This is a genomic window from Pseudotamlana haliotis (assembly GCF_008806375.1).
Classification (GTDB): Bacteria; Bacteroidota; Bacteroidia; order Flavobacteriales; family Flavobacteriaceae; genus Pseudotamlana; species Pseudotamlana haliotis.
In genome coordinates, this window is record NZ_WAAT01000050.1 from 333,767 (window position 1) to 351,094 (window position 17,328).

Consider the following 17,328-nt stretch of genomic DNA (forward strand, 5'->3'; position numbering starts at 1 on the left):
TTGTTCAAATAATAATTTATCTAAATTAATGATCATGGATATAATCATGAAATCGGTAATAAAAACCTTAGAAAATGTTGAGGTTGTATTAACGAATCTTACCAATGAACATTACTCAAACGCCTCAATTGGACCTTACCATACTTCAGTAGGAGCACATATTCGGCATATTTTAGATTATTATATGTGTATTTTGTCTAAAAATGAAGCCGGAATGGTCGATTTAACAGCTAGACGACGTCAAGTTGCTGTAGAAGAAAATTGTGTGATTGCATTAGATTATTATGAAACTATAAAAGAATTGTTAGTTTCAAGTAGATTACCACTAAATGACCGAGTGGTTGTTATAGATGATTTAGGTTTAGGTAAAATAGAATTGGATTATACTTATGCTGCTTTGTTATCGCAAGCTAATAGCCACACTGTTCATCATTTTGCTATTATCAATTATATACTAACACAGCTGAACGTTCAAATAACAGATGCTAATTTTGGATATAACCCATCTACTCCAAAATATAAAAAGGCTGAATAGTTATTTCTTAAACATGCTACTCATTATCGTTTTCAGGCCTTTAAAGATCATAAAAACAGCCATAGCACAAACAGCACAACCAATAATTAGAAGCGGTAAATAGTACGGAGATTCGGGTTTACTAAAAGCAAAACTTAGTAGTATGGGGCCCATAAAAAGACTTAATACTGAAAAGATTAATATTTTAATTCCCTTAAATAATACAGCTTTGTCTGTTCTATTTTCTTCCATCTGCATAATTTTTAATAGCGTTTCTAACGCTTTTGTGTTCGGTTAATAAGGCTAAAGCGGTGTCTTTTGAAACATCAATTTCATTCATAATCATTCGAACACCACGATCAACGAGCTTGTTATTGCTTAGTTGCATATCAACCATTTTATTTCCCTTTACGTGACCCAATTGAATCATGCTGGTTGTAGAAATCATATTAAGTACAAGTTTTTGGGCGGTACCAGCTTTCATTCTGGAACTTCCTGTAACAAATTCCGGACCTACAACGACATCTATAGGGAATTGTGCAGTTTGCGATAACGGACTACCTTGGTTGCATGAAATACTACCAGTAATAATGTTATTAGCATTACAAGCTTTTAAAGCAGAAATCACATAAGGTGTGGTTCCTGAGGCTGCAATACCTACTACAACATCTTTTTCGGTAATATTATAATCTTGTAAATCCTTCCAACCTTGATTTTCAGAATCTTCAGCAAACTCTACAGCTTTTCTTATGGCCGAATCACCTCCAGCAATAATACCAATAACCAGGTCATAAGGGACTCCAAAAGTAGGAGGGCATTCCGAAGCATCAACAATACCTAAGCGTCCACTTGTACCTGCACCCATGTAAAATAAACGCCCTCCAATTTTTAGTTTTTCAACAATTTGAAACACTAAAGCTTCAATTTGAGGTAAGACTTTTTCAACAGCCTTAGGAACACTTTGATCTTCTTTATTGATATTCTGTAGTAATTCTGCAACCGACATCTTTTCCAAGTGGTTGTAGTTAGAATCTTGCTCGGTGGTTTTTGTGAAACTCATGGTTCAAAAATACGGCTTTTTAGTTTGAAGCAGAAAACTCAAGACTACTTTATTGAGGTCAGCTTCGTTGAGGTATTGAATTTATCTGATGATTTCTTTTTCTGTTTAAACATAAAAAAAGCCCCTAAAAAGGAGCTTTTTTATATATGTGAGACCAATGTTTATTAGTCAATAATAGCATTAAATGTAGTACTTGGGCGCATTACCTTGCTCACTAAAGCATCATTTGGTTCGTAGTAACCTCCAATATCAGTTGGGTTACCTTGAATTTCGTTAAGCTCAGTAACAATTTTAGATTCGTTAGCTGCTAATTGCTCAGCAATTGGTGCAAACTCAGCTTTTAAATCGGCATCAACATTTTGATTAGCCAATTCTTGAGCCCAGTATAGTGCTAAGTAAAAATGACTTCCTCTGTTATCTAACTCTCCGGCTTTTCTTGAAGGTCCTTTTTTGTTTTCAAGTAATGTGCTTGTAGCATCATCTAGAGTTTCTCCTAAGATCTTAGCTTTAGGGTTGTTGTTTACATTACTAAAGTGTTCTAATGAAACGGCTATGGCTAAAAATTCACCTAAAGAATCCCAACGTAAGTGGTTTTCTTCAACCAGTTGTTGTACGTGTTTAGGAGCAGATCCACCAGCACCAGTTTCAAATAAACCACCACCATTCATTAAAGGAACGATAGATAACATTTTTGCACTAGTTCCAACTTCTAAAATTGGGAATAAATCTGTTAAGTAATCACGTAATACATTTCCTGTAACAGAAATAGTATCTTCTCCTTTAATAAGACGTTCACAAGTAAATAAAGTTGCTTTAACAGGAGATAAGATTCTTAAATCTAATCCGTCAGTATCGTGATCTTTTAAATACGTGTTTACTTTTTTAATGATTTCAGCATCATGCGCTCTGTTTTCGTCTAACCAGAATACAGCAGGTGTTTCAGAAGCTCTAGCACGTGTTACAGCTAATTTAACCCAGTCTTGGATAGGGGCATCTTTAGTTTGACACATTCTCCAGATATCACCTTCTTCAACAGTGTGCTCTAATAATGTGTTTCCAGCCGCATCGATAACTTTTACCGTTCCGTTTGAAGCGATTTCAAAAGTTTTATCGTGAGAACCATATTCCTCAGCTTTTTGAGCCATAAGACCAACATTAGGAACTGTTCCCATAGTTGTAGGGTCAAAAGCACCATTCTTTTTGCAGAAATCGATAGTAGCAGAATAAATTCCAGCATAACTACTATCTGGAATCACAGCTTTAGTATCTTGAAGATTTCCAGCAGCATTCCACATTTGACCAGAAGTACGAATCATGGCAGGCATAGAAGCATCAATAATAACGTCACTTGGTACGTGTAAGTTTGTAATACCTTTATCAGAGTTTACCATAGCAATAGCAGGCCCATTGGTGTAAGCTGCTTGAATGTCAGCTTCAATGGCTTGACGCTCATTAACTGGTAAGTCTTGGATACGCTCAATAACATTTCCAAAACCAGAGTGTACATTTACACCTAATGTCTTAAAAGTTTCAGCGTGTTTAGCAAAAACATCTTTAAAAAATACTTCAACCGCGTGACCAAAAATGATAGGATCACTCACCTTCATCATGGTTGCTTTCATGTGTAATGAAAACAAAACACCTGTTTCTTTAGCATCTGCTACTTGCTCTTCTAAAAAGCTTAATAAAGCCTTTTTGTTCATGACAGTAGCATCTATAATTTCACCTTGAAGCAATTGTAAACCATCTTTTAAAACAGTAGTGTTACCGTTAGCATCAGTATGTTGAATGCTTACGCTTGTTGCTTCAGGAAGTGTAGTTGATTTTTCATTGTGAGCAAAATCACCATCGCTCATTGTTGCTACGTGTGATTTTGAACCACTTGTCCATGCACCCATAGAGTGTGGATTCTTTTGCGCGTAATTCTTTACGGCTTTAGGCGCACGTCTATCACTGTTTCCTTCACGTAAAACAGGATTTACAGCACTACCTTTTACTTTATCGTAACGTGACTTAATATCTTTATCTTCTTCAGAAATCGCCTCGTTAGGGTATTCTGGAAGTTTATAACCTAAACCTTTCAATTCTTTAATCGCAGCTTTAAGTTGTGGTACTGATGCACTAATGTTTGGTAATTTGATAATATTAGCCTCAGGTTGTTTTGCTAATTCTCCAAGGATAGCTAAATCATCAGATATTTTTTGATCTTCCGTTAAGAAATCAGGAAATACGGCTAGAATTCTTGCGGCTAAAGAGATGTCTTTAGTTTCAATGTTAATTCCAGAAGACTTAACAAATGCTTTAACAATAGGTAAAAGAGAACGTGTTGCTAACGCCGGAGCTTCGTCCGTTTTTGTGTAAATTATTTTAGACATTAGTGTCAGATTTTTTTAATGAATTATTAAGATGCTAAAAATGAGTAGTTACATTGGTTCTTTTTTAGCGTTGCGAATATACAAAAATAGATATGTATTTTACCGCCAATAAACAAGTGAATATTTTTTTGCGTGAATTTTTTATAATAATGATAATAATGCCATTCAAAAGTATGAATTTGGCAATATAATTGTGAAGAAGTTGTTAAAAAACAAAAGCCATATCCCGGCAGAATTTAATCTACTTTGACATGGCTTTCCTGAAATAACGCAACGTGACTTAATTTTAGTAAAACACTAAAAACGCTTAAAATTTTCAATTAAACATTCAGTTCAAGTGTTGTTATTTCAATGAAACATTTCTTTAATTTTCAAAATGTATTGACTTATTAATTAAATGCTTCAGTTAATTGTTTTTTTATACTAATAAATCCTTACACGCTTACACGATGATTTATCTAGTAATACTCTTATCAGCATCTGTATGTCGTACTGTTTAAAAGCCTCATGATTTTAATCCTTATCTGCTACAAAAAAAATATCTGTAACGATTAAAAACATGCAATGGGTTTTATGTATTCACTATTCATGAAGTACTAAACCTAAAAAAACAACTATTTAATATGTATGAACGTTTATTTCTGTTACTAAATTACAAAAAATAACCCTGTATAGCAAATATTTTAACATATTATATATCAACGGGTTATAAACAGAGGTTATTAACGATTGTTCATAAAAAAAGCCTTGATAAAAATCAAGGCCTTTTAAATCTGCTAATGCAGTTGTATTGTTCTTAGTGTCTACGCTCAGTAATTCTGGCTTTTTTACCAGTAAGACCTCTAAAGTAGTAGATTCTTGCTCTACGCACTTTACCACGTTTGTTAACTTCAATTTTCTGTAATGCAGGTAAATTGATTGGGAAGATACGCTCTACACCAACAGTTCCTGACATTTTTCTAATTGTAAAAGTTTCTGAAGATCCAGATCCTCTTCTTTGAATAACAACACCTCTAAAAAACTGTGTTCTAACTTTTTCTCCCTCTCTAATTTCGTAGTATACTGTAATAGTATCACCAGCTGCAAATTCTGGGAATTCCTTTTTTGTTACAAATTCGTCTTGTACAAATTTTACTAAAGATTCCATATCTTTAAATTTTATATTGATTAATTCAGAACAACATTCACGATTCTCGCCAGAGGTTAACCCGAAATTGGCTGCAAAATTAATCATTAATTACTTATTCGCAATCTTTTTATTGATTTATTTTGGTGTTCCTTCCAGGCCAGGCTATCCGCTATATCTTTTTTGTTAGAAGTGTAATGCGTTTTTACGAAACCTCTACTAAACTTAATGTTTCCTATGATATAGCAATTTCAAGATGACAAAAAAGGATGCCGCTGCTATCCTTAACACGGGGTTTTCGTTTCTTTAAAAAGTGTTATATTAAATTGACTATTGACTACTTGTTGAAATGTTTATTTGTTTAATCGTTTATGCGTTGAATTAAAAACCTTGACGGAAGACAGAAGTCAGAAGACCAGGGATGACGTTGAAAGGTTTATGCGTTTATTTGTTTATTCGTGTAACCGGTATTAAATGGGTGAAAGATTCTTGTTAGCGTCGCAATATCAACTTGAAACGCTGTAAAATTTTTCACTTTTCATTATTCATTATTAATTGAAATGCTTTGTCATGCAGAAGGAGGCATGACTGAAGCATCCCTTGGTTTGTAGTATTGATAAGTTTGACAGAAGACCAGGTATGACGTTGAAAGGTTTATGCGTTTATTCGTGTAACCGGTACTAAATGGGTGAAAGATTCCTGCGAGCATCGGAATATCAACTGGAAAACTGAAACGCTGTAAAATTTTTCACTTTTCATTATTCATTATTAATTGAAATGCTTTGTCATGCAGAAGGAGGTACGACTGAAGCATCTCTTGGTTGGTATAATTGAAAACGATTCTGTCTTTCAGAGCAACGAATTAACCTGAAACCTAAAACCAACAACTAACTATCACATGCCCTCCAAATCACATCATCAGTCAGTGGTGCATCGATAGCAAGTGGTTCTTTTTTTACGGGGTGAATGAACTCTATGTGCTTGGCGTGTAAATGAATACTAGCATCTTTATTACTACGGTCGAAACCGTATTTTAAATCGCCTTTTATGGCGCAGCCAATGGCTGCTAATTGCGAACGGATTTGATGATGCCTGCCGGTTTCTAAATTGATTTCTAAAAGATAATAACGGTCTAGTTTTTTGAGGACTTTATAATGAAGAATGGCCTTTTTACTACCGGTAACCTCTCGATTGTGTGCTTTTGACTTGTTGTTTTTAGGGTTCTTTACCAACCAATGGGTTAAGGTATCGGCCGTTTTTGGAGGCTCATTTTTTACTACGGCCCAATAGGTTTTTTGAATGTCTTTTGAGAGGAATAATTTATTAAGCCTAGGCAATACCTTACTCGTTTTAGCGAAAATAACCAGGCCTGTTGTCGGTCGGTCTAAACGGTGAACCGTACCTAAATACACATTACCTGGTTTGTTGTATTTGTCTTTTATGTATTCTTTAACGACATCACTTAAAGGTTTGTCGCCCGTTTTATCACCTTGAACAATATCACCAGCTCGTTTGTTAACGATAATGATGTGGTTGTCTTCGTAAAGTACTTGAAGATTGGACCTGTTGGAAAGTATTTTTTCGGTTTTCAAGGGTAGAGCGTTTTTAAGGCTAAATTTGCAGACCCTTCAGGTTTCATAAACCTGAAGGGTCTCATTATATCAATGATAGCGCAGTCGAGATTATTTTTTAGATATTAATTTCAATATAATATGTGCTTGAAAATATTAACCTCTAAGTCAATATTTAATATTTCTCTTCTTCGTTTGGAAAATCTTGTTTTTTGACATCATCAACATATTGACCGATTGCCGAAGTCATATCGTCATATAAATTCAAATAGCGGCGTAAAAATCTTGGGTGAAATTCATGAGTCATGCCTAGCATATCGTGTAAGACTAACACTTGGCCGTCAACATCTGGTCCAGCACCAATACCAATAATTGGGATGCTTACACTTTCAGCTACTTCTTTGGCTAGAGCCGCAGGGATTTTTTCTAAAACAATGGCATAGCAACCAATGCGTTCTAGCATTTTAGCATCGGCGATGAGGCGTTTGGCTTCTTCTTCTTCTTTAGCACGAACCGTGTATGTACCAAATTTGTAAATAGATTGTGGTGTAAGGCCTAAATGCCCCATAACAGGAATTCCAGCGTTTAGAATTCGCTTTATAGATTCTTTAATTTCTTTACCACCTTCAAGCTTTACGGAATGCGCACGACTTTCTTTCATGATTCTAATGGCAGAACGCAGAGCTTCTTTGGGGTCACTTTGGTAGCTACCAAAGGGTAAATCGACCACAATTAGAGCACGATTTGCTGCGCGTACCACAGAAGAAGCGTGGTAAATCATTTGGTCTAAAGTAATGGGTAGGGTGGTTTCATAACCAGCCATCACATTACTTGCAGAATCGCCAACAAGAATGACATCAACGCCAGCGCCGTCAACAATTTTTGCCATGGTAAAATCGTATGCGGTAAGCATCGATATTTTTTCGCCACGGGCTTTCATATCTACTAATGTTTTTACGGTAACGCGTTTGTATTCTTTTTTTGCTGTAGACATTGTTCTATTTTAATTTTATGAGGTGTAAAAATACTAAATTAAGCAGATATGGCTAAACTTTTCTTGGTTGAAGGGACTGGTATTTACCGTTTGGCTAAAATAATGGCAGATAGTCGCGCAAGGGATAGCAGTGGAAAGCCCACAGGGAAGCATGACCGCGGACTTGCAACGGATAGCCCGACCCTTGTGGTTGCGCCCTTATTATACTAACAATCGGTGAGATTAACACCCACGGCTAGGCCGCCTTCACTGGTTTCTTTGTATTTGCTACTCATGTCCTTGGCGGTTTCCCACATGGTAGAAACGACTTTGTCAAGGGGTACTTTAACGTTTTCGGGGTTGGTGTCTAGGGCTAACTCAGCCGCATTAATGGCTTTGATAGCACCCATGGCATTACGCTCGATACACGGAATTTGAACGAGTCCGCCAATAGGATCGCAGGTGAGACCGAGGTGATGTTCCATAGCAATTTCGGAAGCCACTAAAACTTGTTCGGGAGTCCCGCCTAGCAGTTCGCATAAAGCGCCGGCTGCCATGGCTGATGATACGCCAATTTCGGCTTGACAACCGCCCATAGCCGCACTAATGGTGGCGCCTTTTTTAAAGATGCTCCCTATTTCGCCAGCAACGAGTAAAAAACGCTTGATATCTTCAAAATTACCATCGTGGTTTTCTATAACCAAATAGTACATGAGTACCGATGGAATCACGCCTGCGCTTCCGTTGGTGGGTGCCGTAACCACACGACCTAAGGCTGCATTAACTTCGTTAACGGCCAAGGCGAAACAGCTGACCCATTTTAGGATTTGGCGGAATTTCACTTCGGTTTGCCTGATGGAATAAATCCACTCCACCGGTGTATTGTAAGGGGTGGTGCCTTTAATGTTTTCATGCATATCGAATGCGCGACGTTGCACGTTTAAACCTCCAGGTAGTTTACCTTGGGTATGGCAGCCCAGGTACATACTTTCTAGCATGGTGTCCCAAATGCGTTTTAATTCGAAATCAATGTCGTCTTCGCTACGAATGGATTTTTCGTTTTCTAGAACGATTTCTGAAATGGATTTGTTCCATGTTTTACAAAACTCAAGCAGCTCGGTTCCTTTATCGACAGGATAAGGAAAACTGCATTTTATTTCGAAATTCTTTTTACTGTTGTTTTTAGTTTCTTTAACCACAAAGCCACCGCCAATCGAGTAGAAGGTAGACCTGTGTTTTTTACCATTAATAACGGTTGAAAATGTGAGTCCGTTAGCATGAAAGGGTAGAAATTTTTTATTGAAAACAATAGCGGTACTTGGGTTGAAATCTATCGTTTTTTCATCATTTAAAGCTAGGGTATTACTGCTTTTAATATCGGCTATAATTTGATTGATGTTTTCGGTAGGAATGGTTTCTGGGTTGGCACCGGTAAGCCCTAACATAACCGCAAAATCGGTAGCATGCCCTTTTCCTGTAAGGGATAAGGAACCGTATAAATCAACCTGAATGCTTTCAACTTGATTGAATAAATTAGCTTTTTTTAATTCGGCTAACCATTGTTCGGCTGCACGCCAGGGCCCTAAAGTATGGGAGCTTGACGGGCCAATACCAATTTTAAGCATGTCGAAAACAGAGATACATTCCATAGGGCAAAAGTTTTTGTAAATATATTGTTTTTTGCAGTGGTTGTGAGCTGCAGGAGACTTTTGTATTTTGAAATGCTTGAAAATAGAAAGAGACTGTCTAGGAGGGGTACTCCTTAGACAGTCTCTTTTAATTAAAATCTATTAAGTTGCTTATTTCTTTACAATCTTAATGGCTTTATTTAAAGCTGCAATACGTAAAACATAGATTCCTGAAGGTAGGTTTGAAACAAAATCAAGTGTTGTTTTTCCACTTGAAAGTTCCATAGTTTGGTTATAAACCGAAGTTCCTAAAAGATCTATAATTTGAACGTTTGATGTTACAGGCGCTTGTAAGTTTAACTGAAGGTGTAAAGCATCATTAAACGGTACAGGGAATACTTTTACGGTATTCACTTCTGCAATGTTTTCTTGATTGCTTAAAAGCGGTCCTTGGTTTCCTGGGGATCCTACAGCAGCTTCGTTTGCATCATTAACATCGGTGGCTACAGGTTTGTACATGGTTTCGTCAATTACACTAAACGCTCCTTTTTCTACATCATAAGAATGTCCTGGAGCAGCAGCCGTATCAGGGAAAGCTTGCACATCAACAATATTACCTACGGTAGTTGGCTCACCTATCCATAGGGTTACCATGTCACCACCGCCACTTAAACCAGCACCGGCATAAGTACCAATTTGTACATCGGTAAGGTTGTAGTAAGCACCCCAAACGGCGATAAACTCATCGGCATTAGCATCATCAATTGCAATTACTGATTCACCTGGTTGGATAGACGTAATACCACTAATTAACACGGCTGAAGCAGGGTCTTGAGAATCATCGTCAAAATATAAACCACCAGAAGCTGGTGTCCATGCTAGAGGTCCGTTATTTGTGATTTCAAACCAATCTGCTGTTAAGTTACTGCCTTGGTCGTTTCCAGCCCAGATTTCGGTAATACTTAATACAGGTCCAACAAGTTTGTTATTGGCTAGAGGTGTATTTAAAGCTTCACCATCAACAGGAGTTCCTGTCATACCTGAGAATCCTTCACCATCAAAATCATTTCTAACCCAGTCGTTAGGGGTATCTGTATCTAAACCATTTGGTATACGAGAGGCTCCACCATAAGTTGTTGAACCGCCATCAAAATTAGGTACTAAAGACACAACATATGCAAAGTCATTTAGCCCACCATCTATAATTCCAATACCATCAACAATAGTACTCCAGTATACGGTATCAATAGAGCCATCATCAGCGGTATCAACATCGTTTCCTATAGTTCCAGTGTAGTTTTCAACAAGTAATAGAGAGATGCTTCCGTTTCCGATCACATCATTAAGGAAACCTGTACTCCAAAAACCATTTTCGTCTGTAGTTCCTAGGTTGTGGGAAGATGTAATTTCACCAGTATGGCCTTCATCAGCTTGAACAACAACTACCGTAAAAGCTGAGTAATCAGTGAAAGGAGCTCCAAAAATTTCAATAAATTCATTGGTATTGCTATCGGCATGGTTTGCTACAAATTCATTTATAACAGGTGTTTGAATTACTGGTTGCGCTATTGGACCTAAAGTCACGACATCAGTTCTAAATTTTTTCCACTGTACACGTTGGTCTTTGTTTTCGTTACCATCGTTGTAAATTACTGTGGCTCCGAGGTCAACTAATAATTTAATTGTATCAGTATCACCATCAGTACCTAAAAATGTGCTGTTTGGTAAGTCTGCAATACCTTCAAAAGAACCATTAGAGTTTAGCGCAGTTAAATCAGCACTACGCATTTCAGGCGCATCGGTCGCAAGACCTGTCCACGTGTATAATTTAAAATCATTTTGGATGTTAAACGGTCCGCCGATTAAAACACAACCACCGTCGTTACACTCCATACTTCTTAAAGATCTTCCGTTAAGGTCTAAAAATATTGGCGTTCCAAAAGTTGCAGAGCCTGCAGCCATTCCAGGTAAGCTAGTGAAATTAGTAACAGGAATTACAATGGCTTTATTTTCTGAAGTAGAACTTCTTAAACCTAAATAAGCTGTAGTTGTACTGCTAGGTGCTAAAGCTAAAGCTTCAATTTCGATAACGTTAGCTAATCCGAAATAATGAGCACCTAAACCGTGATCGTTATTAGTGTCCCAAGCCACTAAATCGTCGTGTAAGCTGTTGTATTTATCACCGTAAGTTAAGGTTGAATTTGCTCCTGAACCAGAAACTTCGGTAGTAAAGATTACCGATCTATCTGCTTCTGAAGTAGAACCTGTCCAATAAATCGTGTTATTTAATCTGAAAGAACCTTCTAAGTCAGCTTCTTCGGTAGAACCTAAATCCGCATTAAAATCGATAGCTTTTACAGGTAAACCAGATTGGTTACCGTTGTATAATCTAATGGTTTGGTCTTCATCATCACCAATCCAGATGTAGTCATCTTCAACGGTGATTGCAGTAGAACCATCTGAAGCCCCGGTATAAAAGTGACTTGTTGTAGGCGACACAGAAGCACCAGAAGCTGCATAATTGATGGTGTAAGTGGCTGTGTTTAAATCGGTGTCTTGCACCGTTACCGAGATGGTTGTAAAACCTAAAGCAACTGGAGTGATTTTTAATAAACGGTTGGCATCAGCACCTGTTAAAACTAAGTTCGCATTAGGCACCACAGATTCGTCGCTACTAGAAACAGATACTTGTAAATCAGCTACAGGCGTTTCAACATCTGAAACAATGAATGGAATTCCGTAGATGCTAGCAGGGTCAGTAGGGTCGTGAACCACACCACTCGCAGAACCTATATTTTGTTCTGGTAAATCTAAGAAGTTGGAAAGGTTAGCCGTATCAACGGTAATTGTTAATGTAGGGCTAGTAAATGCTAAAGGCCCTTGATTTCCAGGGGAAGCGATTGCCGCTTGGCCTTCATCATTAATTGTTGTGTTGGTTGCTCCAGCCTGAGAAGCATTACCAACAGTGCTATAGGCACCAAATTCAACGTCGAATGATTGTCCGCCAAAACCATTAGTGTCTGGGTAAGTCGCATAATCAATAATATTTGCAGTTGCTAAAGGATCACCTAAGAATAGGGTCACTCCATCACCACCTTTACCAAGACCGGAACCGTCATTATACCCCACTTGAATATCGGTCATATCGTAGTCTAAGGTCCAAAGGTTTTTAAAATCGTTGGCTTCAGTAGCGTCACCTAAAATCACGATAACACGTTCGCCAGGTTGAATTGATGTAATCCCTTCAATAATAGCCGCATTTGCAGGATCTTGAGAATCGTCGTCGTAGTATAGGTTACCATCGGTACTAGCTGTCCATGCGGTTAAACCGTTGTTTTTAATTTCAAACCAATCTGCAGTTAAATTATCACCAGGATCATTTCCTGGCCAAATTTCAGTTACGATTAAATCAAAATCAGCAGCTAAAGGTCCTTGATTACCAGGAGACCCGATAGCTGATTGGCCCTCGTCGTTTACCGTTTTTGCGGTAGTTGCAGCATTGTTAGCGTTTGCCGCTGTACTAAAAGCAGCTAGGGCTACATCATACGGTTGTCCGCCATTTGCATCAGCATCAGGGTAAGCTTGAAAGTCAATAATCTTACTTATTACTGTAGGGTCACCTAAGAATAAAGTCACACCATCACCGCCTCCACCAAGACCAGGGCCATCGGTATAACCGATTTCAATACCTGTCATGTTATAATCTTGAGCCCATACGTGGTTAAATTCATCAATATCTGCGGTTTCTCCAATGATTACAATAACATGGGCACCAGGTTGAATTTCTGTAATCCCTTCAATGATTACAGCTTTAGTAGGATCTTGAGAGTCGTCATCATAGTATAAATCGGCATCAACACCAGATACCCAAGCAGATGTTCCTTCGTTGGTAATTTCAAACCAATCGGATGTTAAATTATTGCCAGGTTCGTTACCGGGCCAGATTTCGGTTACTTTTAAAGACGCTTGGGAGCTCCCAATAAAGTATGTCAGTAAAAGTGCGCTAAATAGCGTAATTTTTTTCATGTTTATATAAAATGGTTAAGGGCGCAAAGTACTCTTCCAAGTTTATGAACATAAAAACTAAAGATTACAAAACTGTTACCAAGAGTTGTTTAATATTAACGCTATGTTTTGTGATTAATATCTATTTAGAGTAGATAACAACATTAATTTAATACTTAAAAGTTGGATTGCAAAAAGTAGGAAAATATCTCTTTTTTTGATTGTAAAATGATATATTTAAAGTTTTAAAACCAAGAATATATGGCTACAGGATATCGTTTAGATGGGCGAAGTAAATCTCAAGAAGGCGTTCAAGAACTCCCAACAAATAGAACACTTTTAGTATATCAGTTTACGGATATCGCTCCTTTACTTCCTGAAATCGTAGAAGGTTTACAAACGCCTCAGGCTATTTTTGAACATTTTAAACCGCAAATTCATGTGGTTTTAGAAGGTTTAGGTGGTGAGCAGGTGAATGAAACCATGGTTTTTAGAAGCCTGTCAGATTTTGATGTGTCGCGTTTGGCTTTAAGAAGTTCTTTTTTGAAAGAGTTACGACATAAAATCAATAGTTATTTTGATGTGTTAAAAACCCTGCAGTCAGGTAGGACTTTTAATGTCGCTAATCAAGAGGATACTTCGGAAGAACCTTTTTCAAAAACAATTGAACTGTGTGGTGGTTTAAAAGAAAATTTTAATGATCTCACAGAAATGGTTGCAGAGATAACGCGGAAGATGAATCGGGCTCAAAATATCTATCAAAGCAGCTTAAAGCATCTGGTGAATAAAGCTAAAACTTTAGAAGCTACTTATCAGGGAATCACTTTGTTTTTTGATAACGCTGAAGCGGAAGTAATTAGCAACTTGAGTCTCATGAATGCCGAGATAAACCAGCTTAAAGATTTAGATAATCCTATTTTTATTGATACGGTGGCAAAAACCTTTAACGAAGCCTATGATCGTTTGGATTTGAGCGAGCATTATGCGCTTTTAGTGATTCCTGAATATTTGGGGAGTTCGATTGTATTAGATCAGTGGGCAAAAATCGCACATGTTAACAAAGTATTGTTGCTTACTGATTTTGCTCATTTGGATGGTCCAGATGATGTGGTAGAGCTTTTTGAAACCTCTAGCCATGTGCGTCCGGAAACTTATTTGTCTAATGTAATCATGACCTGTAATTGGTTGGTAGGTCGAGGAAAATGTGATACAATTGCTGAGGTAGATGATTTGTTTATTCCGCCGTCATTAGCCTTAGCAGGGAAAATTTACCGTAATACCATATCGCAGTCTAGTGCGGGAGCAAAATTTGGTGTCTTGAATCAAGTAGGTGGGGTGCGTTTTCAGCTCAAAAAAAATGATTTAGCGGTTATAGAAGGTCTTGGTTTGATACCAATGTATTTTAAAAACGGCGAAGTGATGGCATTTTCGGCCAAAACCTTGTTTAATGGTGAGAATTTAGGCTTGCAAACGTATTCTGTTGTCCGAGTTTTCGATTATGTGAGTAAGGTGCTCATCGATTATTTTAACAGGAAAACCTTCGAGAATTTTAATGTCCGCACCCGGAAAACCCTCATGCAAGACATTGTAGATTTCTTAGATCGTCATACCGGACCAAAAAAACTCATAGAAAGCTTTGCTATAAAACGCTTAGAACAAGATATGCAGCAAAAGGATCGTGTGCACCTTGAATTGCATATGGAACCTTACTTTCCAGCTAAAAACTTCTTAATTCGTATGGATGGGAAAATAGGAGATTCAGGAAAAGCAAACACCTGGGAAGCGGCTTATGAGCAAGGGTAATATTACTATATAGCCTAAAACAAAATAAATCCTGAGTTTTATGATATTAGTTAAGTTAAATGGTCACTTTAATTTTTGAAAAATAAATTTTATGAATTATGCGGTTAAAATATTTTTCAGGGCTTTACAATGTTAAAAGAATCAAAAAATAGCGTTAAAACTTGGGTTTACCCGGTGTAGTTTTCTGTTTAATTTAAATTAAGGTCGTAAATTTATACGAAACTGGTTTAAATAAACTTACATGATATGGCAAAAAAGAAAACACTTACCGAAGAACAACTTATCAAGACGTACATGGATTATGTTTTAGAGCATGATAAACAGCCTAAAACAGTATATGCTTTTGCAAAACACTATAATTTTGAAGAGCAGAAATTCTATTCCTTTTTTGGATCATTTCAGGCACTTGAATCACATATATTTAAAGTGTTTTTTGATAATACATTAAGCTTGCTTCATGAAAGTGAAAACTATCAATCTTTTGGTGCGCGAGAAAAATTATTGAGTTTTTACTTCACGTTTTTCGAAAACTTAACAGCCAATAGAAGTTTTGTTTTGTTTGCATTGACTAAGCACGAAAACAAGTTGAAAAATCTAAAATGCTTGTCTAAATTAAGACAAGTTTTTAAAGAATATATTAGTGGTTTAGAGATTGAAACCATTGAAACCAAGCAAGAAAAAATAGATAAATTTCAGCAACAAAGTTTACAGGAAAGTGCTTGGCTACAACTTTTAGTCACTTTAAAATTTTGGATGGACGACAGCTCTCCTGCTTTTGAAAAAACAGATGTTTTTATTGAAAAGGCGGTGAATACAAGTTTCGACTTTTTAGATACGGCACCACTTAAAAGTTTGATGGATTTAGGGAAGTTTTTATTTAAGGAAAAAGTTTAAATGGAATAAAAAATGATATGAAATCAATTAATAAAATTCCTGTGTCTAAAATAGAGCGTGCTTCAAAATTAGTGTCCACAGGTGCTAAAATTGGCATGAATTACATAAAATATTATGGCGATAAAATCACGAAATCCGAACTTGAAGCAAAAGATAAATTAAATGAAAACAATGCTTCAGATATCTATGATGGATTAAAGCAACTTAAAGGAAGCGCCTTAAAGGTGGCTCAAATGTTAAGTATGGAAAAAAGCATTATGCCTCAGGCTTATGTAGAAAAATTTTCATTAGCTCAATTTTCTGTACCGCCATTGTCACCACCGTTAGTCTTAAAAACTTTTAAAAAATACTTTGGTAAATTACCAGAAGATTTATTTGATACATTTCAATTAAATTCCGTTAACGCGGCAAGTATAGGTCAAGTTCATATTGCTGAAAAAGATGGTAAAAAGTTAGCTGTTAAAATTCAATATCCTGGAGTTTCAGATAGTATAGCATCGGATTTGGCGATGGTTAAGCCGATCGCTATGAGTATGTTTAATATTAAGGGAGAAGGTTCTGAAAAATATTTTAAGGAGGTAGAAGATAAGCTTCTAGAAGAAACAGATTATATTTTAGAAGTAAAGCAAAGTATCGAAATCTCTGAAGCATGTCAACACATTCCACATTTAAAATTTCCTAAATATTACGAGCAATGGTCTTCTGAGCGCGTTATCACTATGGATTACATGGAAGGCGAACATTTGTCTGAATTTACAGCCCATAACACCAATCAAAAGTTGGCAAATCAATTAGGGCAGGCGCTTTGGGATTTTTATATGTTTCAAATTCATAAATTAAAAAAGGTTCATGCAGATCCACATCCTGGGAATTTTTTAGTGTCTAAGACTGGAGATTTAATTGCGTTAGATTTTGGTTGTATGAAACAAATTCCTGAAGATTTCTATGGGCCTTATTTTGAATTGGCAGATAAAGAAAACATGAGTAATCCGGAGAATTTTAAAACGAAGCTTTACGAACTTGAAATTTTAAGAGCAGATGATAAAGCTGAGGAAGTTGTCTTTTTTACAGGTATGTTTCATGAGATGTTAAGCTTATTTACACAGCCACTACATGAAGATCATTTTGACTTTTCTGATGACAAGTTTTTTGGGAAGATAGCAGATTTGGGTGAGAAGTATTCTAAAAATACTCAATTGCGAAAATTAAATGCAAATAGAGGTTCGAAGCATTTTATTTACATGAATCGTACATTTTTCGGTCTTTATAACTTAATGTTTGATTTAAAAGCAAAAGATATAGAAATTAACAAATGGATTTAAAGAGAATTCCTGGGTTAAATTTTACTAAAAGATGTATCTCATTAAGAGATATATCAT

The 17,328-nt window shown here is 36.6% G+C and carries 13 protein-coding genes; 5 read left to right on the forward strand and 8 right to left on the reverse strand.

Features of this window, described 5'->3' with window-relative positions:
- Positions 1–34: 34 nt before the first annotated feature.
- Positions 35–535 (forward strand): hypothetical protein, encoded by a 501-nt coding sequence (locus F6U93_RS12775; RefSeq protein ID WP_150940424.1) that lies wholly within the window; start codon positions 35–37, stop codon positions 533–535.
- Here the strand turns inward: F6U93_RS12775 and F6U93_RS12780 are convergent, their stop codons facing one another.
- The 6 genes from F6U93_RS12780 to panB form a co-directional block, all read right to left on the reverse strand.
- Entirely contained in the window at positions 536–766 is a 231-nt protein-coding gene (locus F6U93_RS12780; RefSeq protein WP_225312697.1) for a DUF6095 family protein, read from the reverse strand.
- Positions 753–1,574: an N-acetylmuramic acid 6-phosphate etherase gene (gene murQ, locus F6U93_RS12785; protein ID WP_150940427.1), complete on the reverse strand. Its 822-nt coding sequence runs from the start codon at positions 1,572–1,574 to the stop codon at positions 753–755. Before murQ ends, F6U93_RS12780 begins: the two co-directional genes overlap by 14 nt.
- A 164-nt stretch (positions 1,575–1,738) precedes the next feature.
- Positions 1,739–3,949: an NADP-dependent isocitrate dehydrogenase gene (locus F6U93_RS12790; protein ID WP_150940429.1), complete on the reverse strand. Its 2,211-nt coding sequence runs from the start codon at positions 3,947–3,949 to the stop codon at positions 1,739–1,741.
- 796 nt (positions 3,950–4,745) lie between these two features.
- Positions 4,746–5,096 (reverse strand): 50S ribosomal protein L19, encoded by a 351-nt coding sequence (gene rplS / locus F6U93_RS12795; protein WP_150940500.1) that lies wholly within the window; start codon positions 5,094–5,096, stop codon positions 4,746–4,748.
- 866 nt (positions 5,097–5,962) lie between these two features.
- Positions 5,963–6,667: an RluA family pseudouridine synthase gene (locus F6U93_RS12800; RefSeq protein ID WP_150940431.1), complete on the reverse strand. Its 705-nt coding sequence runs from the start codon at positions 6,665–6,667 to the stop codon at positions 5,963–5,965.
- Between the two features lie 154 nt (positions 6,668–6,821).
- Positions 6,822–7,640, reverse strand: coding sequence for a 3-methyl-2-oxobutanoate hydroxymethyltransferase (gene panB, locus F6U93_RS12805; protein WP_150940433.1), 819 nt, complete (start codon positions 7,638–7,640; stop codon positions 6,822–6,824).
- 48 nt (positions 7,641–7,688) lie between these two features.
- Between panB and F6U93_RS14675 the strand changes: the two genes are divergently transcribed.
- A complete protein-coding gene (locus F6U93_RS14675; protein WP_191963512.1) occupies positions 7,689–7,850 on the forward strand; it encodes a hypothetical protein in 162 nt (53 codons plus the stop codon).
- On the opposite strand, the gene F6U93_RS12810 is transcribed toward F6U93_RS14675, so the two are convergent.
- Positions 7,847–9,268, reverse strand: a complete 1,422-nt coding sequence (locus F6U93_RS12810; RefSeq protein WP_150940435.1) for an L-serine ammonia-lyase — start codon at positions 9,266–9,268, stop codon at positions 7,847–7,849. The genes F6U93_RS14675 and F6U93_RS12810 overlap by 4 nt on opposite strands.
- Positions 9,269–9,418: 150 nt before the next feature.
- A complete protein-coding gene (locus tag F6U93_RS12815) occupies positions 9,419–13,273 on the reverse strand; it encodes a T9SS type A sorting domain-containing protein (RefSeq protein ID WP_150940437.1) in 3,855 nt (1,284 codons plus the stop codon).
- A gap of 240 nt (positions 13,274–13,513) precedes the next feature.
- Between F6U93_RS12815 and F6U93_RS12820 the strand changes: the two genes are divergently transcribed.
- The 3 genes from F6U93_RS12820 to F6U93_RS12830 all read left to right on the forward strand — a co-directional run bounded on the left by F6U93_RS12820 (position 13,514) and on the right by F6U93_RS12830 (position 17,271).
- The gene (locus F6U93_RS12820) at positions 13,514–15,055 is read left to right on the forward strand and encodes a DUF5458 family protein (RefSeq protein WP_225312700.1); all 1,542 of its coding nucleotides are present in this window, start codon (positions 13,514–13,516) and stop codon (positions 15,053–15,055) included.
- A gap of 246 nt (positions 15,056–15,301) precedes the next feature.
- Entirely contained in the window at positions 15,302–15,949 is a 648-nt protein-coding gene (locus F6U93_RS12825) for a TetR family transcriptional regulator C-terminal domain-containing protein (RefSeq protein WP_150940439.1), read from the forward strand.
- A 17-nt stretch (positions 15,950–15,966) separates the two neighbouring features.
- A complete protein-coding gene (locus F6U93_RS12830) occupies positions 15,967–17,271 on the forward strand; it encodes an ABC1 kinase family protein (RefSeq protein WP_150940441.1) in 1,305 nt (434 codons plus the stop codon).
- Positions 17,272–17,328 lie beyond the last annotated feature (57 nt).

What these genes read in the sequence shown, in the direction of transcription:
- F6U93_RS12775 (WP_150940424.1), top strand. Translation starts at nt 35, where the DNA reads ATGGATATAATCATGAAATCGGTAATAAAAACCTTAGAAAATGTTGAG.
- F6U93_RS12780 (WP_225312697.1), bottom strand. Translation starts at nt 766, where the DNA reads ATGGAAGAAAATAGAACAGACAAAGCTGTATTATTTAAGGGAATTAAA.
- murQ (WP_150940427.1), bottom strand. Translation starts at nt 1,574, where the DNA reads ATGAGTTTCACAAAAACCACCGAGCAAGATTCTAACTACAACCACTTG.
- F6U93_RS12790 (WP_150940429.1), bottom strand. Translation starts at nt 3,949, where the DNA reads ATGTCTAAAATAATTTACACAAAAACGGACGAAGCTCCGGCGTTAGCA.
- rplS (WP_150940500.1), bottom strand. Translation starts at nt 5,096, where the DNA reads ATGGAATCTTTAGTAAAATTTGTACAAGACGAATTTGTAACAAAAAAG.
- panB (WP_150940433.1), bottom strand. Translation starts at nt 7,640, where the DNA reads ATGTCTACAGCAAAAAAAGAATACAAACGCGTTACCGTAAAAACATTA.
- F6U93_RS14675 (WP_191963512.1), top strand. Translation starts at nt 7,689, where the DNA reads ATGGCTAAACTTTTCTTGGTTGAAGGGACTGGTATTTACCGTTTGGCT.
- F6U93_RS12810 (WP_150940435.1), bottom strand. Translation starts at nt 9,268, where the DNA reads ATGGAATGTATCTCTGTTTTCGACATGCTTAAAATTGGTATTGGCCCG.
- F6U93_RS12815 (WP_150940437.1), bottom strand. Translation starts at nt 13,273, where the DNA reads ATGAAAAAAATTACGCTATTTAGCGCACTTTTACTGACATACTTTATT.
- F6U93_RS12820 (WP_225312700.1), top strand. Translation starts at nt 13,514, where the DNA reads ATGGCTACAGGATATCGTTTAGATGGGCGAAGTAAATCTCAAGAAGGC.
- F6U93_RS12825 (WP_150940439.1), top strand. Translation starts at nt 15,302, where the DNA reads ATGGCAAAAAAGAAAACACTTACCGAAGAACAACTTATCAAGACGTAC.
- F6U93_RS12830 (WP_150940441.1), top strand. Translation starts at nt 15,967, where the DNA reads ATGAAATCAATTAATAAAATTCCTGTGTCTAAAATAGAGCGTGCTTCA.